At 31.4% G+C, this 23,853-nt stretch carries 21 protein-coding genes; all 21 read left to right on the top strand.

Annotated elements, in window-relative coordinates; translation table 11 throughout:
- Positions 1-14 precede the first annotated feature (14 nt).
- The 21 genes from E5167_RS10750 to E5167_RS10650 all read left to right on the top strand — a co-directional run bounded on the left by E5167_RS10750 (position 15) and on the right by E5167_RS10650 (position 23,835).
- Positions 15-1,703, top strand: coding sequence for a DUF6909 family protein (locus tag E5167_RS10750; RefSeq protein WP_136843920.1), 1,689 nt, complete (start codon positions 15-17; stop codon positions 1,701-1,703).
- A gap of 3 nt (positions 1,704-1,706) precedes the next feature.
- Positions 1,707-2,783, top strand: coding sequence for a hypothetical protein (locus E5167_RS10745; protein ID WP_136843919.1), 1,077 nt, complete (start codon positions 1,707-1,709; stop codon positions 2,781-2,783).
- Position 2,784: 1 nt separating this feature from the next.
- The gene (rfbB, locus tag E5167_RS10740; RefSeq protein ID WP_136843917.1) at positions 2,785-3,795 is read left to right on the top strand and encodes a dTDP-glucose 4,6-dehydratase; all 1,011 of its coding nucleotides are present in this window, start codon (positions 2,785-2,787) and stop codon (positions 3,793-3,795) included.
- Positions 3,796-3,846: 51 nt separating this feature from the next.
- Entirely contained in the window at positions 3,847-4,200 is a 354-nt protein-coding gene (locus tag E5167_RS10735; RefSeq protein WP_136843915.1) for a four helix bundle protein, read from the top strand.
- Between the two features lie 80 nt (positions 4,201-4,280).
- The gene (gene rfbA, locus E5167_RS10730) at positions 4,281-5,138 is read left to right on the top strand and encodes a glucose-1-phosphate thymidylyltransferase RfbA (protein ID WP_136843913.1); all 858 of its coding nucleotides are present in this window, start codon (positions 4,281-4,283) and stop codon (positions 5,136-5,138) included.
- A 1-nt stretch (position 5,139) separates the two neighbouring features.
- Positions 5,140-5,682 carry a dTDP-4-dehydrorhamnose 3,5-epimerase gene (gene rfbC, locus E5167_RS10725; RefSeq protein ID WP_136843912.1) on the top strand — a complete coding sequence of 181 codons (543 nt, stop codon included), beginning with the start codon at positions 5,140-5,142 and terminating at the stop codon, positions 5,680-5,682.
- Positions 5,682-6,473, top strand: coding sequence for a dTDP-4-dehydrorhamnose reductase (rfbD, locus tag E5167_RS10720; RefSeq protein WP_136843910.1), 792 nt, complete (start codon positions 5,682-5,684; stop codon positions 6,471-6,473). Before rfbC ends, rfbD begins: the two co-directional genes overlap by 1 nt.
- A 40-nt stretch (positions 6,474-6,513) precedes the next feature.
- Entirely contained in the window at positions 6,514-7,644 is a 1,131-nt protein-coding gene (wecB, locus tag E5167_RS10715) for a non-hydrolyzing UDP-N-acetylglucosamine 2-epimerase (RefSeq protein ID WP_136843908.1), read from the top strand.
- A 35-nt stretch (positions 7,645-7,679) separates the two neighbouring features.
- Positions 7,680-8,891 carry a UDP-N-acetyl-D-mannosamine dehydrogenase gene (gene wecC, locus E5167_RS10710; protein ID WP_136843907.1) on the top strand — a complete coding sequence of 404 codons (1,212 nt, stop codon included), beginning with the start codon at positions 7,680-7,682 and terminating at the stop codon, positions 8,889-8,891.
- A 5-nt stretch (positions 8,892-8,896) separates the two neighbouring features.
- Positions 8,897-10,213, top strand: coding sequence for a hypothetical protein (locus E5167_RS10705; RefSeq protein ID WP_136843905.1), 1,317 nt, complete (start codon positions 8,897-8,899; stop codon positions 10,211-10,213).
- Between the two features lie 431 nt (positions 10,214-10,644).
- Positions 10,645-11,499: a hypothetical protein gene (locus E5167_RS10700; protein ID WP_136843904.1), complete on the top strand. Its 855-nt coding sequence runs from the start codon at positions 10,645-10,647 to the stop codon at positions 11,497-11,499.
- On the top strand, positions 11,492-12,604 hold the full coding sequence (locus E5167_RS10695) for a glycosyltransferase family 4 protein (RefSeq protein ID WP_136843902.1): 1,113 nt from the start codon (positions 11,492-11,494) through the stop codon (positions 12,602-12,604). The genes E5167_RS10700 and E5167_RS10695 overlap by 8 nt, the downstream gene beginning before the upstream one ends.
- Complete coding sequence (locus E5167_RS10690) at positions 12,597-13,640, top strand: CapA family protein (RefSeq protein ID WP_136843900.1); 1,044 nt, start codon at positions 12,597-12,599, stop codon at positions 13,638-13,640. Before E5167_RS10695 ends, E5167_RS10690 begins: the two co-directional genes overlap by 8 nt.
- A 99-nt stretch (positions 13,641-13,739) precedes the next feature.
- Positions 13,740-14,990 carry a phenylacetate--CoA ligase family protein gene (locus tag E5167_RS10685; protein ID WP_136843898.1) on the top strand — a complete coding sequence of 417 codons (1,251 nt, stop codon included), beginning with the start codon at positions 13,740-13,742 and terminating at the stop codon, positions 14,988-14,990.
- Between the two features lie 3 nt (positions 14,991-14,993).
- Positions 14,994-15,470, top strand: a complete 477-nt coding sequence (locus E5167_RS10680) for a hypothetical protein (RefSeq protein WP_136843896.1) — start codon at positions 14,994-14,996, stop codon at positions 15,468-15,470.
- 311 nt (positions 15,471-15,781) lie between these two features.
- Positions 15,782-17,848, top strand: coding sequence for a bi-domain-containing oxidoreductase (locus tag E5167_RS10675; protein ID WP_239021987.1), 2,067 nt, complete (start codon positions 15,782-15,784; stop codon positions 17,846-17,848).
- A gap of 23 nt (positions 17,849-17,871) precedes the next feature.
- The gene (locus tag E5167_RS10670) at positions 17,872-19,272 is read left to right on the top strand and encodes a hypothetical protein (protein WP_136843892.1); all 1,401 of its coding nucleotides are present in this window, start codon (positions 17,872-17,874) and stop codon (positions 19,270-19,272) included.
- Between the two features lie 37 nt (positions 19,273-19,309).
- Complete coding sequence (locus E5167_RS10665; protein ID WP_136843890.1) at positions 19,310-20,539, top strand: hypothetical protein; 1,230 nt, start codon at positions 19,310-19,312, stop codon at positions 20,537-20,539.
- Positions 20,523-21,695: a glycoside hydrolase family protein gene (locus E5167_RS10660; RefSeq protein ID WP_239021986.1), complete on the top strand. Its 1,173-nt coding sequence runs from the start codon at positions 20,523-20,525 to the stop codon at positions 21,693-21,695. The genes E5167_RS10665 and E5167_RS10660 overlap by 17 nt, the downstream gene beginning before the upstream one ends.
- A complete protein-coding gene (locus E5167_RS10655) occupies positions 21,688-22,440 on the top strand; it encodes a WecB/TagA/CpsF family glycosyltransferase (protein ID WP_136843886.1) in 753 nt (250 codons plus the stop codon). The genes E5167_RS10660 and E5167_RS10655 overlap by 8 nt, the downstream gene beginning before the upstream one ends.
- A gap of 84 nt (positions 22,441-22,524) precedes the next feature.
- Positions 22,525-23,835: a UDP-glucose dehydrogenase family protein gene (locus E5167_RS10650; protein WP_136843883.1), complete on the top strand. Its 1,311-nt coding sequence runs from the start codon at positions 22,525-22,527 to the stop codon at positions 23,833-23,835.
- Positions 23,836-23,853 lie beyond the last annotated feature (18 nt).

Here is a 23,853-nt window from a genome sequence, read left to right as displayed (position 1 = left end):
GTTAAACAAACTATATGAGTAAAAAACATCAAGGACGAACACGAGCACAAGAAAGTTCTAGCGCTATAGAACGAATGTATATAACCATGCGACATTTATTTAATCGTGGGTTTTATAAACCCATGGGAGTTTCTGGTGAAACTTTAAGAGAAGCCTTGTTACTTTTAAGACCAGAAATTTATGGCTCTATTGCTGAAGAAAAAGCAGAGTTAAATGGTTTGTTATATGTAATAGATAGACTTCCTAGAGGCATTGAAGAATGTAGGTTTATTAACTTAACAAGCGATGAAGGTTATGGAAATTCACATTTTGAAGCAATAATTCCGCCAAAAAGACGACGTAATTGTTACCGTATAGATGAGGAGCAAATGAATATTGAAATTACCAGAGGACGCTCAGAAATATATGATATTTTAACGCACTTAACCTTTTTATTTATTGAATCACACAAGATTAGTAAACGCGTCATAATTAATGAAAATGGCGATACTATTCGAGATTGGGTTAAATTAGAAAAAGCAGTATTATCAACTAAAAAGCTAACTCAAAAAGAGCGTGAAATTGCCATTACCCATACAGCCAATATTTTAGGTAGAACATTTGAAGAGCTAACCCATGCTTATCCATTATTTGCCACAAAGTCACAACCCGAACGCTTATTACAAATAGTGTATTGGTTGGGTAAATTAGCTATTGAAGAAGTAGTAAACCACACCAGAAGAACAGTTACATTTAGTCCAGTGTTACGTGAACGTTTAGGACATCATATCCATGGCGAAATATGGGCTAATAATATTAAAGAGGTTCTTAAAAACAAGAGTTTATTAGAGCGTCCAATACATATTATTAGCGCTAACCTGCACAGTGTTATGAACACACTTCATGCGCCAAAAGCACTACAAACAGCGAAATCTAAAAAGGATGTTTTTCAAATTTATGAAGCTCTAAGTCAGAGTAATAATGAACCTCTAAGAGGCAAAGTAAACCAGGAAGCCTTAAAATCTGGAATGATTTATATTAAGGACACTTCAGGAACCAATATTGATGTTCAAATTTTTGATACTGAAAAAATTAACATAGAGGCTCTAGATTTAAAAATTGAAAAAGGGAATTCTAAATCAGAAAAACCTATTATATTCGTAATGGATTATGCGTTTGGAGAGCAAGCTTTTGAAACCATTGACGAGTTTTTAAAGCCCTATGAAAACAATGGAGATAAAACACTAATGAATATAAAGTCTGTGTCCATTATGGGGAAAGCAGGTATTTTAGAAGGAGGAAAAGGCGATATTATGATTCCGTCTGCTCATATTTTTGAGGGTACTGCAGACAATTATCCTTTTACAAATGAGTTATCTAAAAAAGATCTAGAGGGTCAAGGTGTTGATGTGTACGAAGGTGCTATGGTAACAGTATTAGGAACATCACTTCAAAATAAAGAAATTTTGAAGTTTTTCCATGATTCAACTTGGGATGTTATTGGTCTTGAAATGGAAGGCGCACATTATCAGAAAGCCATTCAATCAGCAGCCAGAATACGCAAAAGTATCACTCCTGATGTTAAAGTAAGGTATGCGTATTATGCAAGTGACAACCCTTTAGAGACCGGAAGCACATTAGCTTCAGGAGGCCTAGGAACCAGTGGTGTAAGACCCACGTATTTAATAACACGAACAATTTTAGAACAAATATTTAATTCTTAGAACATGAGTAAAAATCTACCAGAACAACAACCATCCGAAGAGATAGATTTAGGGCAATTATTCAAACTCATAGGCAATGCCTTTGAACGTTTTTTTAGATTTATAGGCAGTATTTTTAATGCGTTTTTTTTAGCATTTGTATGGGTAGTATTTTTTACTAAAAAACATGTTTTAAAATTAGTTGTTGCTGGAGTTATTGGTGTGGTTCTAGGTATTGTTAAGCAAAAAACTGAAGTTCCAGTTTATAAGTCTACGATTGTAGTTAAACAAAATTATAATACAGGGCAACACCTTTATAATACTATTGAGCATTATAATTCATTGCTTGCTGAAAAAGATTCTATTTCGATAAGTCAATTATTACAAATAGAGCCTCATGAAGCCAATATGCTTCAAGAGTTTGAATTAGAATCTGTTTTAAGTGAAAACCAAAAAATGGAACTGTTTAATGAATATACCGAAGGTCTAGACTCTGTAATAGCTCAAACAGTTACGTTTAAGGACTTTATATCAAATTCTAATGAATTTGAACATAGTTTTCAAAAGATAACATTGCTTTCAAAAGAGAAAAATAATTTTAAGAAAATACTTAAACAAATAGTAACCAATGTTTCATCCAATGAGTTTTTTAAGAACGAACAGAAAAAAGACTTAAATGAGCTTAATAGAAGAGAAGAAATAATCAATGAATCACTTAGAAAATCAGATAGCCTACAAAAAGTATATAGAGAAGTGTTGGAAAAATCAGCAGAAAAAGTTGCAGGAGGTACAACTAGTATTACTTTTGAAGGAGCAGATGATAAAAGTGTTACTAAGGAATTTGAGTTATATAAAAACGATATTGAACTAGGGAGAGAACTAGTAGAAATCAATAGAGAAAAAGAAAATGCTTCAGAAATACTAGAAGTGGTTTCCATACAGAATGATAAAGGAACAATAAGCAATGCCTCAAAACTTTTTGGACTTGAAACATCTTGGACAATTTCTTTGACAATTAAAATTGTATTAGCATTATATTTAGTATTGCTACTCTTAGAATTCCTTAAATTCTTGGAACGCTATAAAGATAAAGTACAATAAAATGACCATTTTAGTTACAGGAGGCGCAGGGTTTATTGGCTCTAATTTTATTCCGTATTTTTTAGCAGAACACAAACATATACATATTGTTAATCTGGATAAGCTTACCTATGCTGGTGAGCTTTCTAATTTAAAGGAGGTGGAACATAATGCGTGTTACACTTTTGTAAAAGGCGATATTTGCGATAGAAACTTAATTGAAAAACTATTTAAAAAGTACAACTTCAAAGGCGTTATTCATTTTGCAGCAGAATCTCATGTCGATAATTCCATCGATAAGCCTGATGCCTTTATAGAAACCAATGTTATTGGTACGTTTAATTTAATAGATGTTGCCAAAAATCATTGGATGAACGCTCCTTTTGATATGAAAAGAGGATATGAAAACTGTCGTTTTCACCATATTTCAACCGATGAGGTGTTCGGAACTTTAGGCGCTACTGGCTTGTTTACCGAGGAGACACCTTACGCACCTAACAGTCCATATAGTGCCTCTAAAGCTTCTTCTGATTTTATCGTGAGGAGTTATTTCCATACCTATGGATTAAATGTGGTCACCACGAATTGTTCTAATAATTATGGTCCAAAGCAACATGATGAGAAACTAATTCCAACCATTATCAGAAAAGCACTTAAAGGAGAACACATTCCTATTTATGGAGATGGTCAGAATGTTCGGGATTGGTTGTATGTATTAGACCATTGTGTGGGGATCGATCTGGTATTTCAAAAAGGAAAAACTGGAGAAGTTTATAATATTGGCGGTAATAATGAGCGTAACAATCTGTATATTGCTCATACCATTTGTGATATATTAGATGAGGTATTACCAAAAAGGGCGTCCTATAAAGAACAAATTACCTTTGTAAAAGACAGACCAGGACATGATTTCAGGTACGCCATTGATGCTTCAAAAATTGAGAAAGAACTAGGCTGGAAAGCCTCAGAAAATTTTGAAACAGGCATTTTAAAAACGGTTGAATGGTATATAGATAAGTACTCAGACGGTTAAACGGTTTCAAGGTTAGGAGGTTATACAGTTAAGAAGTTATATTTTTTGTTAATGAATGAAATAACATCACATAAAGATTTAAAAGTATGGCAAGAAGCTATGAATTTTGTGGTGGTGATTTATGAAATTTCTGAAAGTTTCCCATCAAAAGAAGTCTATGGTCTTACCTCGCAGTTAAGAAGAGCATCCGTTTCAATTCCTTCCAATATAGCCGAAGGAGCAGGACGCAGAGGAAACAAAGAATTTATCCGGTTTTTGTATATTGCTTTAGGCTCTCTCTCAGAAGTTGAAACACAATTGGAAATAGCCTACAGGTTAAAATATTTGAATGAAGCAGACACAATTACCCAACGTATCTATTTCATACGAAAAATGTTATCTAACCTCATAAAAAGCTTACATTAAACCATATAACTTTATAACCCTTTAACCGTATAACTCTTTAACCATATAACTATTTATCTTTTAACTGTATAACCATAATTATGAAAGGCATTATACTTGCAGGAGGCTCAGGAACTAGATTATATCCACTTACTAAAGTAGTGAGCAAACAGCTCATGCCTGTGTATGACAAACCCATGATCTATTATCCTCTAAGCACATTAATGTCTGCTGGAATTAATGAAGTTCTCATTATATCAACCCCCAACGATGTATCAAAATTCCAAGAATTACTTGGCAACGGTAGTGATTATGGATGCTGTTTTGAATATGCCACGCAAGAAAACCCTAACGGTTTGGCCGAAGCCTTTTTAATAGGCGAATCGTTTATTGGTAATGATAAAGTAGCGTTAATTTTAGGTGATAATATTTTTTATGGCTCCGGATTATCTCAATTGTTGCAAGCCAATAATAATCCTAATGGAGGTGTGATTTATGCTTATCATGTGCAAGACCCTCAGCGTTATGGTGTGGTTGAGTTTGACGAGAACAACAAAGCTATTTCCATCGAGGAAAAACCACAACAGCCTAAATCTAACTATGCAGTTCCAGGCATCTATTTTTACGATAATACAGTTGTTGATATAGCAAAAAGCATTCAACCAAGTGAACGAGGCGAACTGGAAATTACTGATGTTAACAAAGCATACTTAGAAAAAGGAACCCTCAGCGTTGAAATTCTTGATAAAGGCACCGCTTGGTTAGACACAGGCACTTTCAATTCTTTAATGCAAGCCTCACAATTTGTTCAGGTGATTGAAGAACGTCAAGGTTTAAAAATAGGGTGTATTGAAGAAACAGCCTTTAAAAAAGGTTTTATTACTAAAGAGCAGTTACTTAAACTAGCCCAACCGTTATTAAAAAGTGGTTATGGTAAATACCTTCAGCAATTAGTGTAATATGCATGTAGAAGAAACATATTTAAAAGGGTGTTTTATATTAACTCCTAACATTTACCATGATACACGTGGTTTGTTTTTTGAAAGCTACAGCAAGGAAAACTTTAATAAGACTATTGGTAAAACCGTAAATTTTGTACAAGACAACCATTCAGTGTCAAACAGAGGAGTTCTAAGAGGATTGCATTTCCAAACTGGCGACTCTGTACAAGCAAAGTTAGTACGTGTGGTTAAAGGTAGTGTATTAGATGTGTGTGTGGATATTAGACCTCACTCTGAAACATTTGGAAAACACTTTTCCATTATTTTAGACAGCATTAATCATAAACAATTATTTATTCCTAGAGGGTTTGCACATGGGTTTTTAGTGTTAGAAGACAACACAATATTTAATTATAAGTGTGATAATTATTATAGTAAAAATCATGAGTCGGGACTGTTATTTAACGATGCTTCATTGGATATAGATTGGAAATTTCCTTTAGATAAGATAGTATTATCCGAGAAAGACAAACAACTTCCAACGCTTGAAAGTCTATTATAATGAGTATAAAGGTTTTAGTTACTGGCGCCAATGGGCAATTAGGAAAAACGCTTGAAAAACTTTACAAGAATAATAAAGACAATATCAAATTTACTTTTGTCACAAAAAAAGAATTGGATATTACAGATACTCAACAAGTTCAAAACTATTTTTCAAATAATAAGTTTAATTATTGCTTAAACTGTGCTGCATATACCAATGTAGAACAAGCCGAAAAAGCACCAGAGATAGCTTATGAAGTAAATGCTGAAGCTGTAAAAAGTTTAGCAGAAACGTGTAATAAAACAAACACCATTTTAATTCATATATCAACAGACTATGTATTTGATGGTGAAAAGGAATCACCTTATACAGAGAACGATTTACCTAACCCTATTAACGAATATGGAAAGTCAAAATTGTTAGGTGAGCAATACATTCAAGAAATTTTAAAACAATATTTTATTATTAGAACGTCTTGGTTGTACTCAAAAGAATTTGGACACAATTTTTACAGAACTATTTTAGATAAGATTAAGACTGAAAAGGAACTATATATTACCGACGCTCAAATAGGCTGTCCCACTAATACAGTTAACTTATCTAAATATATTTATAAGCTTATTTATGAGCAATCAAGCGACTTTGGCATCAAGCATTTTTGCGACAGAAAAGCCATGACTTGGTTCGATTTTGCAAAACAAATTTTAAAAGAGAATGGCTTAGAAAATAAAATAAGACTTGTTAAAGCAAAGAAATATCTTACTTTTGCTAAGCGGCCTAAAAATTCAATGCTTTTGAGTTCAAGCTAAAAGATTTTTCAAAAGAAATCTAAACCCCAAAATTATTGGAATGGAAAAAAAAAGAATGCTCATTGTATTTGGTACACGACCAGAAGCCATCAAAATGGCACCTTTAGTCAAAGAACTTCAAAAATACCCTGATCATTTCGAGACAAAAGTCTGTATTACTGCACAGCATAGAGAAATGTTAGATCAGGTCTTAACGTTTTTTGAGATTGCCCCAGATTTTGATTTAGACGTAATGAAGCCTAATCAAAACTTATATGGATTAACAGCAGATATTATTACAGGTCTTAAACTGGTTCTGGAGACTTTTAACCCAGAGTATGTCTTTGTGCATGGTGACACCACAACGACTATGGCAACCAGTATTGCAGGATTTTATTCTGGTGCCAAAATTTGTCATGTTGAAGCAGGCTTACGTACGTTTAATATGCAGTCACCTTTTCCAGAAGAAATGAACAGAACAGTCACTGGAGTGGTGTCTGACATACATTTTGCCCCAACAGTGACCTCAAGGGACAATTTAATAGCCGAAAATAAACCCTCTAAAAATATTCTGGTTACAGGAAATACGGTGATAGATGCACTGTTGTTCAGTGTAAATAAAGTAAATGAAGCAGGTTTTAAAGATAAAGAGATTGATCTATTAACAGAACTATTAGATGCTTCTAAAAGAACCATATTGGTCACAGGTCATAGACGCGAAAATCACGGACAAGGATTCGTAAATATTTGCAAAGCACTCAAAGAAATTGCATTGCAACATCCCGAATACCAAATTGTATATCCTGTTCATTTAAACCCTAACGTTCAAAAACCAGTATATGAACTTTTAAGCGATATTACAAACATCAAGTTGATATCACCTTTATCATATCCATCATTTGTATGGTTAATGGAAAAATCACACATTATTATTACCGATAGCGGAGGCGTACAAGAAGAAGCACCCAGTTTAGGAAAGCCAGTGTTAGTGATGAGAGACACCACAGAACGACCTGAAGCGGTAGACGCTGGAACGGTTCGTCTAGTTGGGACAGATAAACAAAAAATTGTTGACGAGGCAAATAGACTTCTAAATAATGAGAAGGCATATTTAGAAATGAGCCAGCTTCACAATCCGTATGGTGATGGAAAAGCGTGTGAGCGTATCGTAAATTTTATTAAGAGTCTTTAATAATTCTTAACTTAACAAAGAATAATTTCTTATATATGAATAACCCAGAAGTTGTAATGATAGGTTTAGGCTACATAGGATTACCTACTGCTGCTTTAATTGCTCAAAACGAAACCTATGTACATGGTGTAGATATTAATCCAAATGTAGTAGAAATCATAAATAAAGGACAAATTCACATTGTAGAGCCCGATCTGGATACCGCTGTTGCAAATGCTGTTAGAGAAGGATACTTAAAAGCATCTACCAAGCCAGTACAGGGAAGCACCTATTTAATTGTGGTACCAACGCCTTTTAAGGCCAAAAATGAACCAGATATTTCATTTGTGGAATCTGCCACAAGAGCCATATTGCCACTTTTAAAGGAGGGCGATCTATATATCATAGAATCAACCTCGCCTGTGGGCACTACAGAAAAGATGATGGAATTAATGTATGCAGAAAGACCTGAGTTAACAGGAAAATTGCATATAGCTTATTGCCCTGAGCGTGTACTTCCAGGCAATGTGATGTACGAACTGGTACATAACGATCGTGTGATAGGAGGTGTAGATGAACGATCAACTGAGACAGCAGTAGCCTTTTATAGCCAGTTTATAAAAGGCGAGTTGCACAAGACCAATGCACGTACTGCAGAGATGTGTAAGCTGGTAGAAAATTCGTCCAGAGATGTGCAAATAGCTTTTGCAAATGAATTGTCTTTAATATGTGATAAAGCCGATATTAACGTATGGGAACTTATCGCGCTAGCAAATAAGCATCCAAGAGTCAATATTTTACAACCAGGTTGTGGTGTAGGAGGACATTGCATAGCAGTTGACCCCTATTTTATAGTATCTGATTACCCAATGGAGTCACAAATTATTGGGAAAGCCAGAGAGATTAATAATTACAAATCGTTTTGGTGTGCCGAAAAAGTACAAACAGCGAAGTTGGAATTTGAACTGAAGCATGGACGCAAACCAAGTATTGCTTTAATGGGATTAGCGTTTAAACCAAATATTGACGATTTAAGAGAATCACCTGCCAAATACATTGCTCAAAAAGTATTGCAAAACGCCAATAATGAAGAATACTATATTGTTGAACCTAATATAAACTCACATAAAGTCTTTAAACTAACAGATTATAAAACAGCTGTTGAGAAAGCCGATATTATTGCTTTTTTAGTAGCGCATGATGAGTTTAAAGGTTTAAATATTGGTGATGATAAAGTGGTACTGGATTTTTGTGGAGTAAATAAGTAAGTCTTATGATTAAGAAAATTCTAGTTATTGGTCTTTTTACTGGATTAGCTCATCTACTTTCTTTTTATGGAGTTTCTTTTATTGTTAAAATGAATGCAGATAAAATTTTTGTTTCAAAAATTGCAGAAATTGAATCAGCTATAGCATTAATGCTATCAATTATGTCCTTTGGTTTACAGCAAGTTGCTACTAGAGATATTGCTATTAAAGACAATTGGAGGAAGGTATTAATACTTACTCAAAAGAACAGACTTTCAATGAGTTTGTTCTTAGTGTCCTTAGGGTTATTTCTATATATGTTTACCAATGACACGTATTACTTCATTTTTTTTTTAGCACCTTTCCTGGCTTTAAATGTGGATTATGCATTATACGGAAGAGGCTTTTCTGTTCAGGCATCATTTTTATCTTTAATAAAAGTGGGCATTCCCGCTGTTGTTTTAATAATTCTGGGACTTACTAGAGTATTTAGTTTTAAAATCTATATTATAGCAACTATAGTTTCGTGGTTAATTATTGGTTTTTTTTCAAATAAGATTCTTAACGTTTTGATGTTGCTAAAACCGAGGTTAGGATTTATTAAATCTTATTTAAAAAGGATAAAAATTGGGTTTACTGATATTGCTATAACAACACTAAAATTGGGTATTTTAACCCTTGCTAAACCTTTATATGAAGAAACTATCATTGCAAATGCATTTGTGGTACTTAAGATTTATGTTTTGGTAAAGGGAATTCAAAGGGTAATTTTCCAAGCTTTTTATAAGGATTTAGTGGATGAAAAAAAAGCATTTTTAATTGATAAAATGGGGTTTGTTTTAGGATTTATATTTTTCTCAATTACATTTTTTTATCCTAATGAAATTATAACTTTTTTGTTTACTGATGATTATATATCTTCAAAGCATTTGTTTACAATGATTGGATTTACTATGTTAATTTCTTCTATTTCTATTAGTGTAAGCCCAAGAATGCTTTTACTTAAACGTGATAAAGGTTATATTAATTCATATTTATATGCATTAATAGGAGCCCTTATTTTCTTATTGATAGTATCAAAAACAAGTTTTTATTTCTATGGAATTATCGGGGCGATTCTTTTCGGTGAAACAATATTAAATTTATTATTTTTCTTTTTTTCGAAAGGAGATATTTTTACTTATGAACGATTATGGTTTTTAATGGAGTTGGGATTATTATTTATTATATTCGCTTTAATTTATTTTAATTTTGAGACCCAGGTTTCATTGCTATTAAACACCATATGCTTTGTGCTTTATGGTATATATTTTATGATAAGACATAAAAAACAATTTTTATAGAAAGTATGAAAGAAAAATTGTTTCAAATACCATTAAGCATAAATTTAAAAGAATTTTTTTTTCTTTTGTTTTTAATCTGTGCTTCAGGATTTTCAACAATAATTCAGCTAATCACCCTATTTTGCTTTTCTCTTTATTTTTTACTTATAAGTAAAAAAATTAAGTTTGTAAACAGATGGGTTTTTTATATTTCATTAACTACTATATCTATAATACAGTTGCTTTTTTTGTGGAGAACGGATTATGGGTTAAATTATGCTATAAACACCTTACTAATTTCTTTTATGTGGTTTTTGGCCTTACAGGCATCTAATATAGTTGTTAAGGGTGTTTTTGACATCAATAACATAAAATTAGAGCGGATATTAAAAATATTTTTTAAGGTAAACTTTTTTTTAGTTGTTCTTCAAGTTGTTTTTATGTGTATCGAAATGAAAACATTTTTCCCATTTTCAAATATGTCTGCTGGAGATAATGTGAAAGGGCTTTTCAGAAACTCTTCGGTTAACATGGTGGTAATGTCTTTTTATTCTATTTTTTTTATCTATAGAAAGGAATATAAATATTTTGTGCTGGCTATTTTTATCACTTTACTTACTTTCTATATGAGCGGACTACTACTATTTACTGGGGTAGTTTTAGCCTATGTTTTTTTTAACCTCTCTATTAATAGAAAACTTAAAGTATTAGGGGTGCTTTTACTAATATTATTATTGTTCATTTTAATTTCACCTAAAAATGTTAAATATGTTCAAAAAATATTAAATGATAAAATTAGTAGTAAAACTGACCCTCCAAGAAAATTAGTGTCCTTTGATCAAACCCTTGATCATTGGGTTTCAAGCTCAAGAAATTTTATTTATGGTTCGGGTGGCGGAAAATTTTCTTCTAGAACCTCCTTTATTACAGGAGGTGAATATGTAGGATGGTTTCCACAAAAATTAACATACCTTTCTCCAGATTTTGAGGGTAATCACTTTCAACTTTGGAACTCTAAAATCCTATCTATTCCATATAAGGACGGAACTTCAAACCAACCATTCTCATTTTATAATAAAATTGTTGGAGAGTATGGTCTGATAGGAATTCTATTGTTTCTAATTTACCTGTCTATTCCATTAAAATATTATAAGCATTTATCATATGGGAGAGTGATTTTTTTGTTAATCTTTGCCTATTTTTTATTAGACTATTGGTTTGAATATTTTTCTGTAATAGTATTTTTTGAACTGTTCATATTTTTAGATATTAAAAAGCATTTGCAAAATACAACCATAAATGAATAGTACTAAAAAAACTAAAATACTTTTTCTGGTCCAGTTACCACCTCCAGTACATGGCGTTTCAATGATGAACGAAATCACCTTAAGTAGTGTTGAGATAGTAAAAATGTTTGATACTAAAGTGGTCTCACTAAATTACACCAAGGAAATTAAGCGTATAGGAAAATTCTCTTTTAAGAAAGTCTTATCGTTTTTAAGAATTTATAAAAATATTTTTAGAGCACTTATTAAATTTAAACCAAATATGGTTTATTTTACCTTAACACCAACAGGCAATTCTTTTTATAGAGATGTTTTGATAGTAATGTTATTAAAATTATCTAAAACTAAAATTGTATATCATTTACATGGAAAAGGAATTTATAAGAAAACAAAGAATTCTAAAATTACAAAAACAATTTATAAATTGGTTTTTAAAAACACTTATGTAATTCATTTATCTGAAATTTTAAAAAAAGATATTGTGCTGGTTAATAATAAAGTAAAGTCATTTGTAATTCCTAACGGTATTAACAAGTTGAAACACTTAAATAAAAAAAAGAGTAATGGTAACACAAAAAAACTTTTGTTTCTTTCTAACCTAGCTGAAAACAAAGGGGTTATTATGTTTTTATTAGCTTGTAAACATCTAAAAGACAGCAATATCTCTTTTGCCGCTAATGTTGTAGGTAGAGAGACTACGTTAATATCTGAACAAGATATAAAAGATAAAATTATCGAATTAAATTTAGATAAAGAAGTAACCTATTTGGGGCCTAAGTATGATGATGAAAAAGAAGAAGTTTTAGAAAATTCAAAAATTTTCGTTTTTCCTACATATAATGATTGTTTCCCATTGGTCTTATTAGAAGCACTTAAACATGGCTTGCCTGTTATATCTACTAATGAAGGAGCTATTAGTGAAATAATTGATGATGGTAAAAATGGATATGTTGTAGAAAGAAAAAACCAAGAACAGTTAAACAATAAACTAAAGGAATTATTATTAGATGAAAAGAAGATTCAAGAATTTTCTAAAAATTCCAGAGAAAAGTTTAATAAATATTATACAACGGAAGCATATGAGCAAAATATGCTTTCAGTTTTAAAAAGTATAGCAAATGGTTAGTATTAACTTTGTTGGTGACATAGCACTTTTTAAAATTTTCGAAGAAAAGGGGATTGATCCATTTAAAGAAGTGAATCTCCCACAAAGCGACTACAATATTGGCAATTTCGAATTCACCATTCCTAATAATCGAGAAAAACATTTTTTTGATGTTTCTGGCAATTATAGAACAAGCTATAATTTTTTAAAAGAGTTACAGTTAAATAAGTTTGATGCATTTTCTTTAGCCAATAACCATTGTATGGATTATGGTGCTGCTGGTTGCAAGGACGTAATGTCGGTACTAAATCAAAAAAAAATTGATCATTTTGGTTTTGGAAAAAAAAACTTTAACCTTTTAACAATCACAATTAAGGGAGTTTCCTTTGCTGTAATAGCCTTTGTAAAACAAGGACGTTGGAATAGAAATCAGGATCAAAAGGTAGGGCCTGATTCTTATCAGGTTAATGAGATTATAGATGAAATAGAACGTTTAAAACAAACACACAACCATGTTATCGTGTTTCCACATTGGGGAACAGAGTTAGTAGATGTGCCAGACCCTAAAGATGTTACCAATGCTAGAGCGTTTATAGACTGTGGAGCAACTGCTGTAATAGGCCATCATCCACATATCATACAAGGTATTGAGAATTATAACAATGGTCTAATCGCTTATAGTTTAGGAAGCTTTGTTTATGTACCTGAAAAAGAAGTTGGATATAGCATATTACAAGGTGAAAGTAGAAATTATTCCATATGCCTTAATTTAAAGTTCAACTCAAAAAGCATAATAGAATTCGAATCTTTTATTTATAAGTATTGCAAAAATAGTCATATTCCAAAAGAGATAGATAAAACTGAAGTTGAGGAATATTTAAATAAAATCAATAAAAATATTAATCAAGTGGGTAGTTACTCGAAAAGGGTAAGAGAACAACTACTTATAAGAGAAGTAAAATCTTTTGTTCATAGATTTAAAGACTCACCAATTAAAACGATTATTCATTATTTTAAATATATTAAATTTAGTCATATTAAGAAGCTAATTAAATAAAAGTAAGTGAGCTTAGAGGATAAATTATATAAGTTACTAAAGTTTTATAAAGAGCTACCATACCCAGTTAAAAATGGTATTGGTAAATTATATAGCTTATTGCCAAAACAAATAAAATATGGTAAATTCTATTTTTCTTATTTAAGCAGAATTAATTCGGATTACAAAAATTTTAATGATTTATTAAGAAAACAATTGGAGTTAGCAGAAAAAAAAATTCCTTACTACAAAAATATTAAATATAAATCAATACGCGACTTTCCAATTATAACCAAGGAAACAATTAGAAATGATTTTAATGCTTTTGTGAATTCTGATAGTTCTAATTTTATTAAGGCAAATACCGGTGGGACAAGTGGTACTCCGTTTGAATTCTATTTAGAAAAAGGAGTCTCTCGACCTAAAGAGAAAGCACATTTTGATTGGTACTGGAATCAATTTGGTTTCAATGAAGGCAATAAAATCCTTATGATTAGAGGCGAATCTCTTGCTGGTAACAAACTTTATGAATTTCAAGCTATCGAAAACAGATTAGCTATATCATGTTACCTAATCAATTCTTCAAATATCCACGAGGTAATCAAAGTTATCAATAAATTCGAACCTCATTTTATTCATGCTTATCCATCAGCATTAATTTCATTTATGGATTATGTTAATGATTGCTCTATGAATCTTAAATTAAATATCAAATGTGTTTTTTTAGGGTCAGAGAGTTTAATACTTCAAGATAAAAAAAGGATTGAAACGTATTTTAATAGCAAAATCTCACATTGGTATGGTCATTCAGAACGTTTGGTACATGCAGGTAATTGTCCGTTTTCAGATGAGTTTCATATATATCCTTTTTATGGATATTTAGAATTGGTAGACGCACTGAACAATGTAATTGATGAACCAGAAAAAAAGGGGAGAATAATTGCAACAGGGTTTGATAATTCTATAATGCCTTTAATTAGATATGATACTGGTGATGAAGCTGAATATTCCACTACCAGTGAATGCCAATGTGGGTTTAAAGGTAAAAGTTTGACTAAAATTTATGGCAGAGTCCAAGATTATATTTTTTTAAATGATAATACTAAAGTATCTTTAACTGCGTTTATTTTTGGGCAACATTTTGATGAATTTGCTTTAATAGAAGAAATTCAATTAGAACAGGTTCAACTAGGAAAACTTTTGATTAGAATAGTTAGTAAAAGCCCAATGGATTTTGACAGAAATAAGTTTATTGGAAAGCTAAAAGATTCAGTAAAAGATAAAATTGAAATAGAATTACAATTTGTTAAAGAAATTCCAAAAACAAAAAGGGGAAAACATATATTTTTAATTCAAAAAACTAAAATTTAAAAAATGAAAAAACAATTTTTAATTTATACACTACTTATTTTATTAGGCTCTTGCAAGTTCAACAAAGAAGGAAAAGAAGATGATATAAAGGACATAAACACACTAAAGGAGGAAGTTATTGACGAAAATATTAAAGCAATAAAACAAGGATTAGACAACTTTTGGGAGGTAGAAGCTCCTAATGGGGCTAAGCTACTAGTTAATATGGATAAGATATTTTATATAAAAGAAAACCCAACCGATATAGATACAAGTACAAGATATTTTTTGCATGTTACTTTAATGACAGGAGAAAAAATAAATTTGGATTTCAATTATAAAGACCAAGAGTTGAAAAGCAAAAATAATAGTGAATATAAAGATTTTGCAATTGCCTTCAGAGAATTACCTAAAGAACCTATTTTTAGTATATTAACTGGTCAATTCAATGAGAGTGGTCGAATTTGGCAAAAGGTATTGCACGAACAAAATTTTTATTAAGTTTATTATATTTATTTTAAGGTTAAATTTTTAAAACCTTTTATTGTAAAGAAAAGAAAAAGAGCGTTAAAGATAATCATTCAACTATTTCTTTCTCCGAAAAATTAGAGTGTCTTTGTAATAACCTTTTTCCTTAAGAATAGAATAACTATAAAAATTAAGAATTTTATTATACAGAAAGAATTAATTGTAATATTAAAAAAAAAATAGAGATTTCTCTTTGATAATTGCAAATGAAACAGGTTATACAAAATTTTAAGACAGGAGACCTCTATGTCGACGATGTTCCGCTACCCTCTTTAACAAGTGGTATGGTACTCGTAGACAATAAGTTCTCACTTATTAGCGCAGGAACCGAAAGAGGGACTGTAAAAGTAGGGAAAGCAAATTTACTGGGGAAAGCAAAACAACGTCCAGATCTGGTAGCACAAGTACTCCAGAATGTAAAAAAAGAAGGCTTAAAAGCCACGTTGAACAAGGTTAAGACCAAACTAGATTCCTTAAAAGCGCTAGGTTACAGTACCGCAGGTATTGTTAAGGCCTCAATGGATACCAATGGGGTGTTTAAATCCGGAGACAGAGTGGCTTGTGCTGGGCAGGATTTTGCATCACATTCTGAGTTAGTCTCTATTCCTCAAAACTTAGTAGCTAAAATACCAGACAACGTATCTTTTGAAGATGCCAGTTACACTACTTTAGGCGCTATTGCATTACAAGGCATAAGGCAATGCGATCCAACCTTAGGAGATAATGTTTGCGTGATAGGGTTAGGGTTGTTAGGGCAAATAACATGTCAGCTATTAAAAGCAAATGGTTGCAATGTATTTGGAATTGACCTGTCAGAAAGACTTGTAAACTTAGCTAAAGATATTTCGGCAGATGAAGCCATGTTGCGTGGTAATACTAACTTATTGGCAACCATTGAAAATTTCACCAATGGTCATGGTTTTGACAGTGTTATTATTACAGCGGCAGCACCTTCAAACGATCCAATAGAACTATCTGCTGAAATATCACGTAAGAAAGGGAAAGTAATTGTTGTGGGTGCCGTGAAAATGGATGTGCCAAGAGACCCTCATTTTTACAGAAAAGAGCTGGAGTTAAAATTATCATGTTCTTATGGACCAGGACGTTATGATGTGAATTATGAAGAGAATGGTAACGACTATCCTTATGCGTATGTAAGGTGGACTGAGCAACGAAATATGGAGGCTTTTTTAAAGCTCATCTCCAACGGAAGCATTAACTTAAAACCCTTGACCTCACATATTTTTGATATAGAGGAAGCAGATAAGGCATACGACATTGTTTTGGGGAAAGTTCAGGAGCCTTCCATAGGAATTTTGCTAAAGTATCCCAGAGAAGATGAGGAGAGATACCAATCAAACTTCAAGTTGAACAACGGCCCCGTTGATAATATTAATGTTGGCTTTATTGGGGCTGGAAGTTTTGCGCAAAGCTATTTGATCCCAAATGTAAAATTTGCTGGAGCCTCGTTGGATACAGTGGTAACCTCTAAAGGGATTACTTCTAAAAATGTTGCTGAAAAATTCCAGTTTAACAACTCATCATCATCTGCAAAAGATATTTTAGACAATCAAAAAATCAACACCGTATTTGTTGCAACGCCACATAATTCTCATGCGACCTATGTTAAAGATGCTTTGCTAAACAATAAGAATGTGTTTGTGGAAAAGCCTTTAGCAATGAACCTAAATGAATTAAAAGGGATTGAAGAAGTGTATTCAAGTTCTCAGGGAAAATTAATGGTTGGTTTTAATAGACGGTTTGCTCAAGTATCTACCGAAATTAAAAAAGCATTTGAAGGGTTATCTGAACCAATTTTTGTGAATATTAGGGTTAATGCGGGATTTATTCCTAAAGAGCATTGGACGCAAAACCCCGATATAGGTGGAGGAAGAATTATTGGGGAAATGTGTCATTTTATTGATTTGATGCAGTATTATACAAACTCTGAGCCAACAAAGGTATTTGCCGAAAGTATTAGTACGGCTAATGAAAAAATGATGACCGACGATAATATATCTGTTGTTGTAAAATTTAAAAACGGGTCGGTTGGAAATTTAATTTACTTAGCTAATGGAGATAAATCCTTACCTAAAGAATTAATTGAAGTGTTTGGAGGTGGTATTATAGGTAGAATTCATGATTTTAGATCAGGAGAGCTACACATGAATAATAAAGTTACAAAACTAAAGTCTACATCTAAAGGGCATAAGCAAGAAGTAACAGCGTTTATAGGAGCATTAAATACAGGCAGTCAGTCTCCAATTAGCTTTGAATCTATACGATTAACTACCTTAACCACGTATAAAATTATTGATAGTTTAATAACAGGCCTACCTCAAGAAGTTTAATTTTGGAAAAAAAACCGTTTTTTATGAGCAGAGTAAATAAAATTTACTTTTATTCACTTTGTTTATATGCTTTTTTCTTACCAAGTTTAAACAATCTCACCACTCCAATGTTAATATTAATGACAGTATTAACACTATTAGATTATCAATCTATTGGAAGACTTTGGGTAGCAAATAAAAATAACTTAGTTGTTTTGTCTCTACCCATTGTTTTTTTATTGAATGGAGTTTCGTTATTTTACTCCTCAGATTTCGAGGCTGGAACAAAATACTTAATAAGAAGTCTGCCATTATTATTATTTCCTTTTGTTTTATTTAAGACGATAGATATAAATAATGAACAGAAAAACATCATATTTAAATTATTTGTTTTGGGATGTGTTGTAACGATACTTTATAGTTATTCTTATATAATTTATGAAGCTATCGAAGGTAGTTATAAAAAAATACACGTTAAGGAGAACTACTTAAAATATTTTTTGAATAGAATTACTTATCATGACTTGGTTAGTAAGAATATTGTAGATCACTCAATCTATTTTGCTGCCTATATTTTATTTTCGATTATAATTTTAAAAAATAGAAAAGAGTTGTTTTCAAATAAAATAAGAAAACCCATTATGCTTTTGTTCTTAGTAACTTTTATATTGCTAACTCCTTTGGTAATAGCTATATCTGGATTATTTATTTTTTCAATAAATTTTGTTATTCAGAATAATGGTTATCAAACAAATGAAAATAGACTAAAACTTTTAAAAGAAAACACTTTTTGGTCATTCATTGTATTTTATTTATTTGTATGGAAAATACAACCACATTTGGAGTTTATATATATGTTTAATAATTTAAAATACAATTTAATAATTATTGGAGGGATGATTTTCTCTATGCTATGTGGGCAAATAATTTTTACCTTTTATAGTTTTAAGTTGATAAAATGGGTTGTAATATCATTGTTTTCTATATTAGGTATTACTGTTATAGCTTTAGTCTTAATACCTGTTGAGCTATACTCTTTTAAGCTATCTAATTATACTGCTAGATTAGTAAATAATTATGCATCTATAAGGATATTAAAGGATAATTTTCTATTTGGTGTAGGGATAGGCGATGTTCAAGATAATTTAGTTAAGGTTTATAGAGAAATAGGATTTAGAAAAATTCAGTTTAATGAACATAATCAATATTTTCGTTTTTGGCTAGGTTCAGGAGTTTTATCTATTGTTGTTTATGTTTTTTGGATTGTTAAAATATTTTTGAATAGTATTCTGCAAAAGGATACTTTAAAAATGAGTGTTATTATAACATTGCTATTGTTCTGTTTTACAGAGTCAGTGCTTGTTAGACAAATGGGAATCTCCTTTTTTATTTTTTTTATATTTTTTCTTAATTATTCAAAGACTACTATTAAGCAATACAATTAGAGATTATGTTTGAATAATTATTTAGTGCAAGTAGTAAATGGTAAGATTAATTAATAAAACATCCAAAAAGCCTCAACCATTATTAATTTTATTGGTAGGAATTATTTTGTTATTTTTTTTAGGCGATGTAGCAAAAAAAATTGCTCAAATATTCAATTTTGAATTCCTACTTTATACGCGTTATTCAAAAGTAATTGGACTAATTGCAATAATAACTTTCATAATTTATTATAGATCATATAAGAAAAAATATGCAAAAGCATTGATATATTGTCTAATAATATTATCTCTTACTTTTTTGTTGAGTAATATTTTTCTTTTGAATATTGACATTAAAACTAATCTAATTGCTAATTTTGATTATTTTGTTAAAGCTTGTTTTTTACCATTATTCCTAATACCTTTTTTTTCAATAAATGAGGATGCAATAAAAAAGTCTCTTATTGTTATTCAATATATTTTTTGGGTGAATAGCTTAGCCATTATTGTTGGGTATTGTTTAGATATTAAATTTTTTAAAACTTATTCTGGCCTAAGGTTTGGGTATATGGGGCTTTTTGATAGAAGTACATATTCAAGTTATCTTTTTATTTTTATTATTATATATTATTATTTCAAATATATTAATTCTAAACAAAGAAAGTTTGCTTTAGGTTTAATATTAGCTGCTTTAATATCACTTCTAGTTGGAACAAAAAGAATTTATTTTTTTTTAGTTTTACTTGGCATTTTTCATTTTTTTCATTTTAAGCAATACAGAAACAAATATTTTTGGATTGGGGCAAGTTTAATATTGATTGTGTTATATGTTTTTAAAAAAAACATACTCCTATCACTTCAAGGGGTGTTTAATGTACTTATATCTATTTATTACGAAAAAGGACTTTTATCAGCAATTACTTCTCTTAGAAATGATTTATTAATGAAATATATTGACACATTTATTAATAATAATTGGGGATTTTTGAACTATGTTTTTGGTGGCGGTTTTTTTCATAAAATTAGACCAGAATTAGCAATCATAGATTCATATTTATTTTTTGGTGTATTTGGTCCTTTGATTTATGTCTTTTTATATGTGAAATATATATTTAATTTTAAAATAAGTAATCCAGTAGTTAAGTTTTTAGTGGTTATTTTAATTATTTTGTCCCTTTCTAGTAGCGGCATTATATTTAGCGCTTATTTTACTGTCCTAATTATTTTGTTTAGTTCGTTTTTTTATTTTGAAAGTATAAAGGAAACAAATATTGAAAGAAAGATTTAAAAAAAGTTTTACTCTACTAAAAGATTACTGCGTAAATGAAGATTTTAAAGGCTGGGATCCGTACGATAGCCTTAATAGCTGGATGATTCAAAAAACCCCTCTTGGTAAATCCAGGTTCTTTAGATTGGTTTGGATACAGCTATTTAAGAGAAACGCCATTAATTTTAGACCAATTTTTGGAATAAAAAAGGATTATAACCCTAAAGGACTTGGGCTTTTTTTAATAGGCTACTGTAATTTATACAAGAAGGAACAAAAAGAAGCCTATTTAGATAAAATTAAATTTCTTTCTCATGAGATTTTAAAACTTCAAACCCAAGGATATTCAGGTGCATGCTGGGGTTATAATTTTGATTGGCAAGCGAGAGCTTTTTTTCAGCCTAAGTACACACCAACAGTAGTAGCAACGTCGTTTATTTCTGAAGCGTTATTAATGGCATATGATATTACAAAAAATGAAGCGCTACTTCAGGCGGCCATCAGTAGTTGTGATTTTGTATTAAAAGACTTAAATAAATCTTTTGATGATGAAAAAAATTATACACTCTCATACTCTCCTTTAGATACCACTCAAGTATTTAACGCAGGTCTTTTGGGAGCCAAATTACTTTGCTTGGTATATCAATACAACAAAGACGAGCAGTTACTGGCTGAAGCCAGAAAAATTGTATCCTATGTTTGTAAAAAGCAATCAGAAGATGGTTCTTGGGCATATGGAACTCTGTCATTTCATCAATGGATAGATAATTTTCACACAGGATATAATCTTGAATGTATCTATACCTATCAGAAAATATCTGGAGACAACACCTTTCAGCCTAATATAAATAAAGGCTTAAATTATTATTTAAATAATTTTTTTACAGAAGAGGGTGTGTCAAAATACTATAACAATAAAACCTTTCCTATTGATATTCATGCACCTGCTCAATTGGTTGTCACCTTAGCTAAGTTGAACAAGTTAAAAGAGCATAAAAATCTAGTAGATAGAGTACTTAATTGGACCATCAGTAATATGCAGGATTCAAAAGGATATTTTTACTATCAAAAAAAGAAGAGTATCACCTCAAAAATACCGTATATTAGGTGGGCCCAATCCTGGATGTTTTATGCGTTTAGTTATTATTTTTTAGAGTTTAAACAAGAAAATGAATAGAATTTCTATTTTAAATACTACCATTGATAATCTTGCAATGAATGACACTTTAGAAGTTATTCAGGAGGCTATTGCTAAAAACGAACAAATACATCACGTAGTTGTTAACGCAGGGAAAATTGTAGCGCTTCAAAACGATACGCAACTTAGGCAAAGTGTTAATGAAAGCGATGTAATAAATGCAGATGGGCAGGCTGTAGTTTGGGCATCAAAATTTTTAGGCAAACCATTAAAAGAACGTGTAGCAGGGATTGATTTGATGGTTAATTTGGTAAGGTTTGCGCATAAACAAAGGCATAAAATATTTTTTTTCGGAGCTAAAGAAGAGGTGGTTAAAAAAGTAGTAGAAATTTATTCCGAACAATATTCTTCTAAGATCATTGCTGGATATAGAAATGGGTATTTTAAAAGAGAAGAAGAAAAAGACATTGCAAAACAAATAGCCAATAGTGGCGCGAATATATTATTTGTTGCCATTAGTTCTCCTACCAAAGAAAACTTCCTATACGAGAACAAGAGTATTTTGGGAAATGTTAATTTTATTATGGGTGTAGGAGGTAGTTTTGATGTTGTTGCGGGTAAAGTGAAGCGTGCACCATTATGGATGCAAAAATCTGGACTGGAATGGTTTTATCGATTTATTCAAGAACCCAAGCGTATGTGGAAGCGTTATTTAATAGGGAACTCTAAGTTTATTGTTTTAGTTCTAAAAGAAAAGCTTTTCAAGAATAGTAAAAAGGTTTAAAAGTAGTACAGTTAGTCATATTTTTACTATTAAAGTCTTATTTCTTGTCGTACTTTTCTATTTTTGTCATGTAAAAAATTGAGAATGAAAATAGCAGTTATTGGCACAGGATATGTAGGCTTAGTGACAGGAACCTGTTTGGCAGAAACAGGCAACGAAGTACTTTGTATAGACATCAATGAAGACAAAGTACAGCAAATGCAACAGGGAGAGGTGCCTATTTACGAGCCTCATTTGGATGTGCTGTTTGAAAGAAATATTAAAGCAGGCCGCTTAACGTTTTCTACGAGTTTAGAGGAAGGGTTGGAGCATGGTGATATTATCTTTTTAGCATTACCAACACCTGAAGATGAAGACGGTTCGGCCGATCTATCATACGTATTAGGTGTCGCTAAAGAGATTGGACAAAAAATACAATCGTATAAAGTGATTGTTGACAAGAGCACAGTGCCTGTAGGAACAGCCGATAAAGTTACTGAGGTCATTTCTAGTGAAACCAATGTTGATTTTGATGTAGTGTCAAATCCAGAATTTTTAAGAGAAGGCTTTGCTGTGGATGATTTTTTAAAGCCAGAACGTATCGTAATTGGGTCAGAATCGGAGAAGGCAATTAACTTGATGAAAAAGCTGTACAAACCCTTTGTACGTTCGGGGAATCCAATCATCGTGATGGATGAGCGCAGTGCTGAACTCACGAAGTATGCAGCCAATTCATTTTTAGCGACCAAGATTACGTTTATGAACGAGATTGCCAATTTTTGCGAAAAAGTTGGTGCCAATGTCGATAAAGTACGTATGGGTATGGGAACCGATTCGCGTATTGGCAAACGTTTCTTATTTCCAGGTATTGGTTATGGAGGTTCTTGTTTCCCTAAAGACGTAAAGGCATTACATAAATCTGGTATAGACGTTGGGCATCACTTTGATATTTTAAATGCAGTGATAAAGGTAAACGATGTTCAAAAAAAGATACTCATTCCAAGAATCGAATCACATTTTAATGGCGATATTAAGGGTGAAACGTTTGCTGTTTGGGGATTGGCATTTAAGCCAGAAACCGACGATATTAGAGAGGCACCAGCATTATACATTATTGAAGACCTATTACAAAAAGGGGCTAACATACAGGTGTTCGACCCTGAAGCCATGCCAAATGTAAAGCGTAAGTTTGGTGAGCAGCTAACCTATGCATTAAACAAATACGACGCAGCTAATAACGCAGATGCCTTGATCATATGTACCGAATGGAGCATTTTTAGAACCCCGGATTTCAACAAGTTAAAAACGCTTTTAAAGGCACCTGTAATCTTCGATGGAAGAAATTTATTTGAAGTAGAAGATATGCAAAACGAAGGATTTACGTATTACTCGATAGGGCGAAAGACGACCAAATAATGCTAGATAATGATTGAA

Origin of the sequence: Pontimicrobium aquaticum (genome assembly GCF_005047595.1) — a bacterium.
Taxonomy (GTDB): Bacteria; Bacteroidota; Bacteroidia; order Flavobacteriales; family Flavobacteriaceae; genus Pontimicrobium; species Pontimicrobium aquaticum.
The sequence above is the reverse complement of the archived record's forward strand: the minus strand, read 5'-3'. Positions and strand labels throughout refer to the sequence as shown.

Excerpts from the sequence above, each read along its gene's own strand:
- E5167_RS10750 (WP_136843920.1), top strand. The coding sequence starts at position 15 with ATGAGTAAAAAACATCAAGGACGAACACGAGCACAAGAAAGTTCTAGC.
- E5167_RS10745 (WP_136843919.1), top strand. The coding sequence starts at position 1,707 with ATGAGTAAAAATCTACCAGAACAACAACCATCCGAAGAGATAGATTTA.
- rfbB (WP_136843917.1), top strand. The coding sequence starts at position 2,785 with ATGACCATTTTAGTTACAGGAGGCGCAGGGTTTATTGGCTCTAATTTT.
- E5167_RS10735 (WP_136843915.1), top strand. The coding sequence starts at position 3,847 with ATGAATGAAATAACATCACATAAAGATTTAAAAGTATGGCAAGAAGCT.
- rfbA (WP_136843913.1), top strand. The coding sequence starts at position 4,281 with ATGAAAGGCATTATACTTGCAGGAGGCTCAGGAACTAGATTATATCCA.
- rfbC (WP_136843912.1), top strand. The coding sequence starts at position 5,140 with ATGCATGTAGAAGAAACATATTTAAAAGGGTGTTTTATATTAACTCCT.
- rfbD (WP_136843910.1), top strand. The coding sequence starts at position 5,682 with ATGAGTATAAAGGTTTTAGTTACTGGCGCCAATGGGCAATTAGGAAAA.
- wecB (WP_136843908.1), top strand. The coding sequence starts at position 6,514 with ATGGAAAAAAAAAGAATGCTCATTGTATTTGGTACACGACCAGAAGCC.
- wecC (WP_136843907.1), top strand. The coding sequence starts at position 7,680 with ATGAATAACCCAGAAGTTGTAATGATAGGTTTAGGCTACATAGGATTA.
- E5167_RS10705 (WP_136843905.1), top strand. The coding sequence starts at position 8,897 with ATGATTAAGAAAATTCTAGTTATTGGTCTTTTTACTGGATTAGCTCAT.
- E5167_RS10700 (WP_136843904.1), top strand. The coding sequence starts at position 10,645 with ATGAAAACATTTTTCCCATTTTCAAATATGTCTGCTGGAGATAATGTG.
- E5167_RS10695 (WP_136843902.1), top strand. The coding sequence starts at position 11,492 with ATGAATAGTACTAAAAAAACTAAAATACTTTTTCTGGTCCAGTTACCA.
- E5167_RS10690 (WP_136843900.1), top strand. The coding sequence starts at position 12,597 with ATGGTTAGTATTAACTTTGTTGGTGACATAGCACTTTTTAAAATTTTC.
- E5167_RS10680 (WP_136843896.1), top strand. The coding sequence starts at position 14,994 with ATGAAAAAACAATTTTTAATTTATACACTACTTATTTTATTAGGCTCT.
- E5167_RS10675 (WP_239021987.1), top strand. The coding sequence starts at position 15,782 with ATGGTACTCGTAGACAATAAGTTCTCACTTATTAGCGCAGGAACCGAA.
- E5167_RS10670 (WP_136843892.1), top strand. The coding sequence starts at position 17,872 with ATGAGCAGAGTAAATAAAATTTACTTTTATTCACTTTGTTTATATGCT.
- E5167_RS10665 (WP_136843890.1), top strand. The coding sequence starts at position 19,310 with ATGGTAAGATTAATTAATAAAACATCCAAAAAGCCTCAACCATTATTA.
- E5167_RS10655 (WP_136843886.1), top strand. The coding sequence starts at position 21,688 with ATGAATAGAATTTCTATTTTAAATACTACCATTGATAATCTTGCAATG.
- E5167_RS10650 (WP_136843883.1), top strand. The coding sequence starts at position 22,525 with ATGAAAATAGCAGTTATTGGCACAGGATATGTAGGCTTAGTGACAGGA.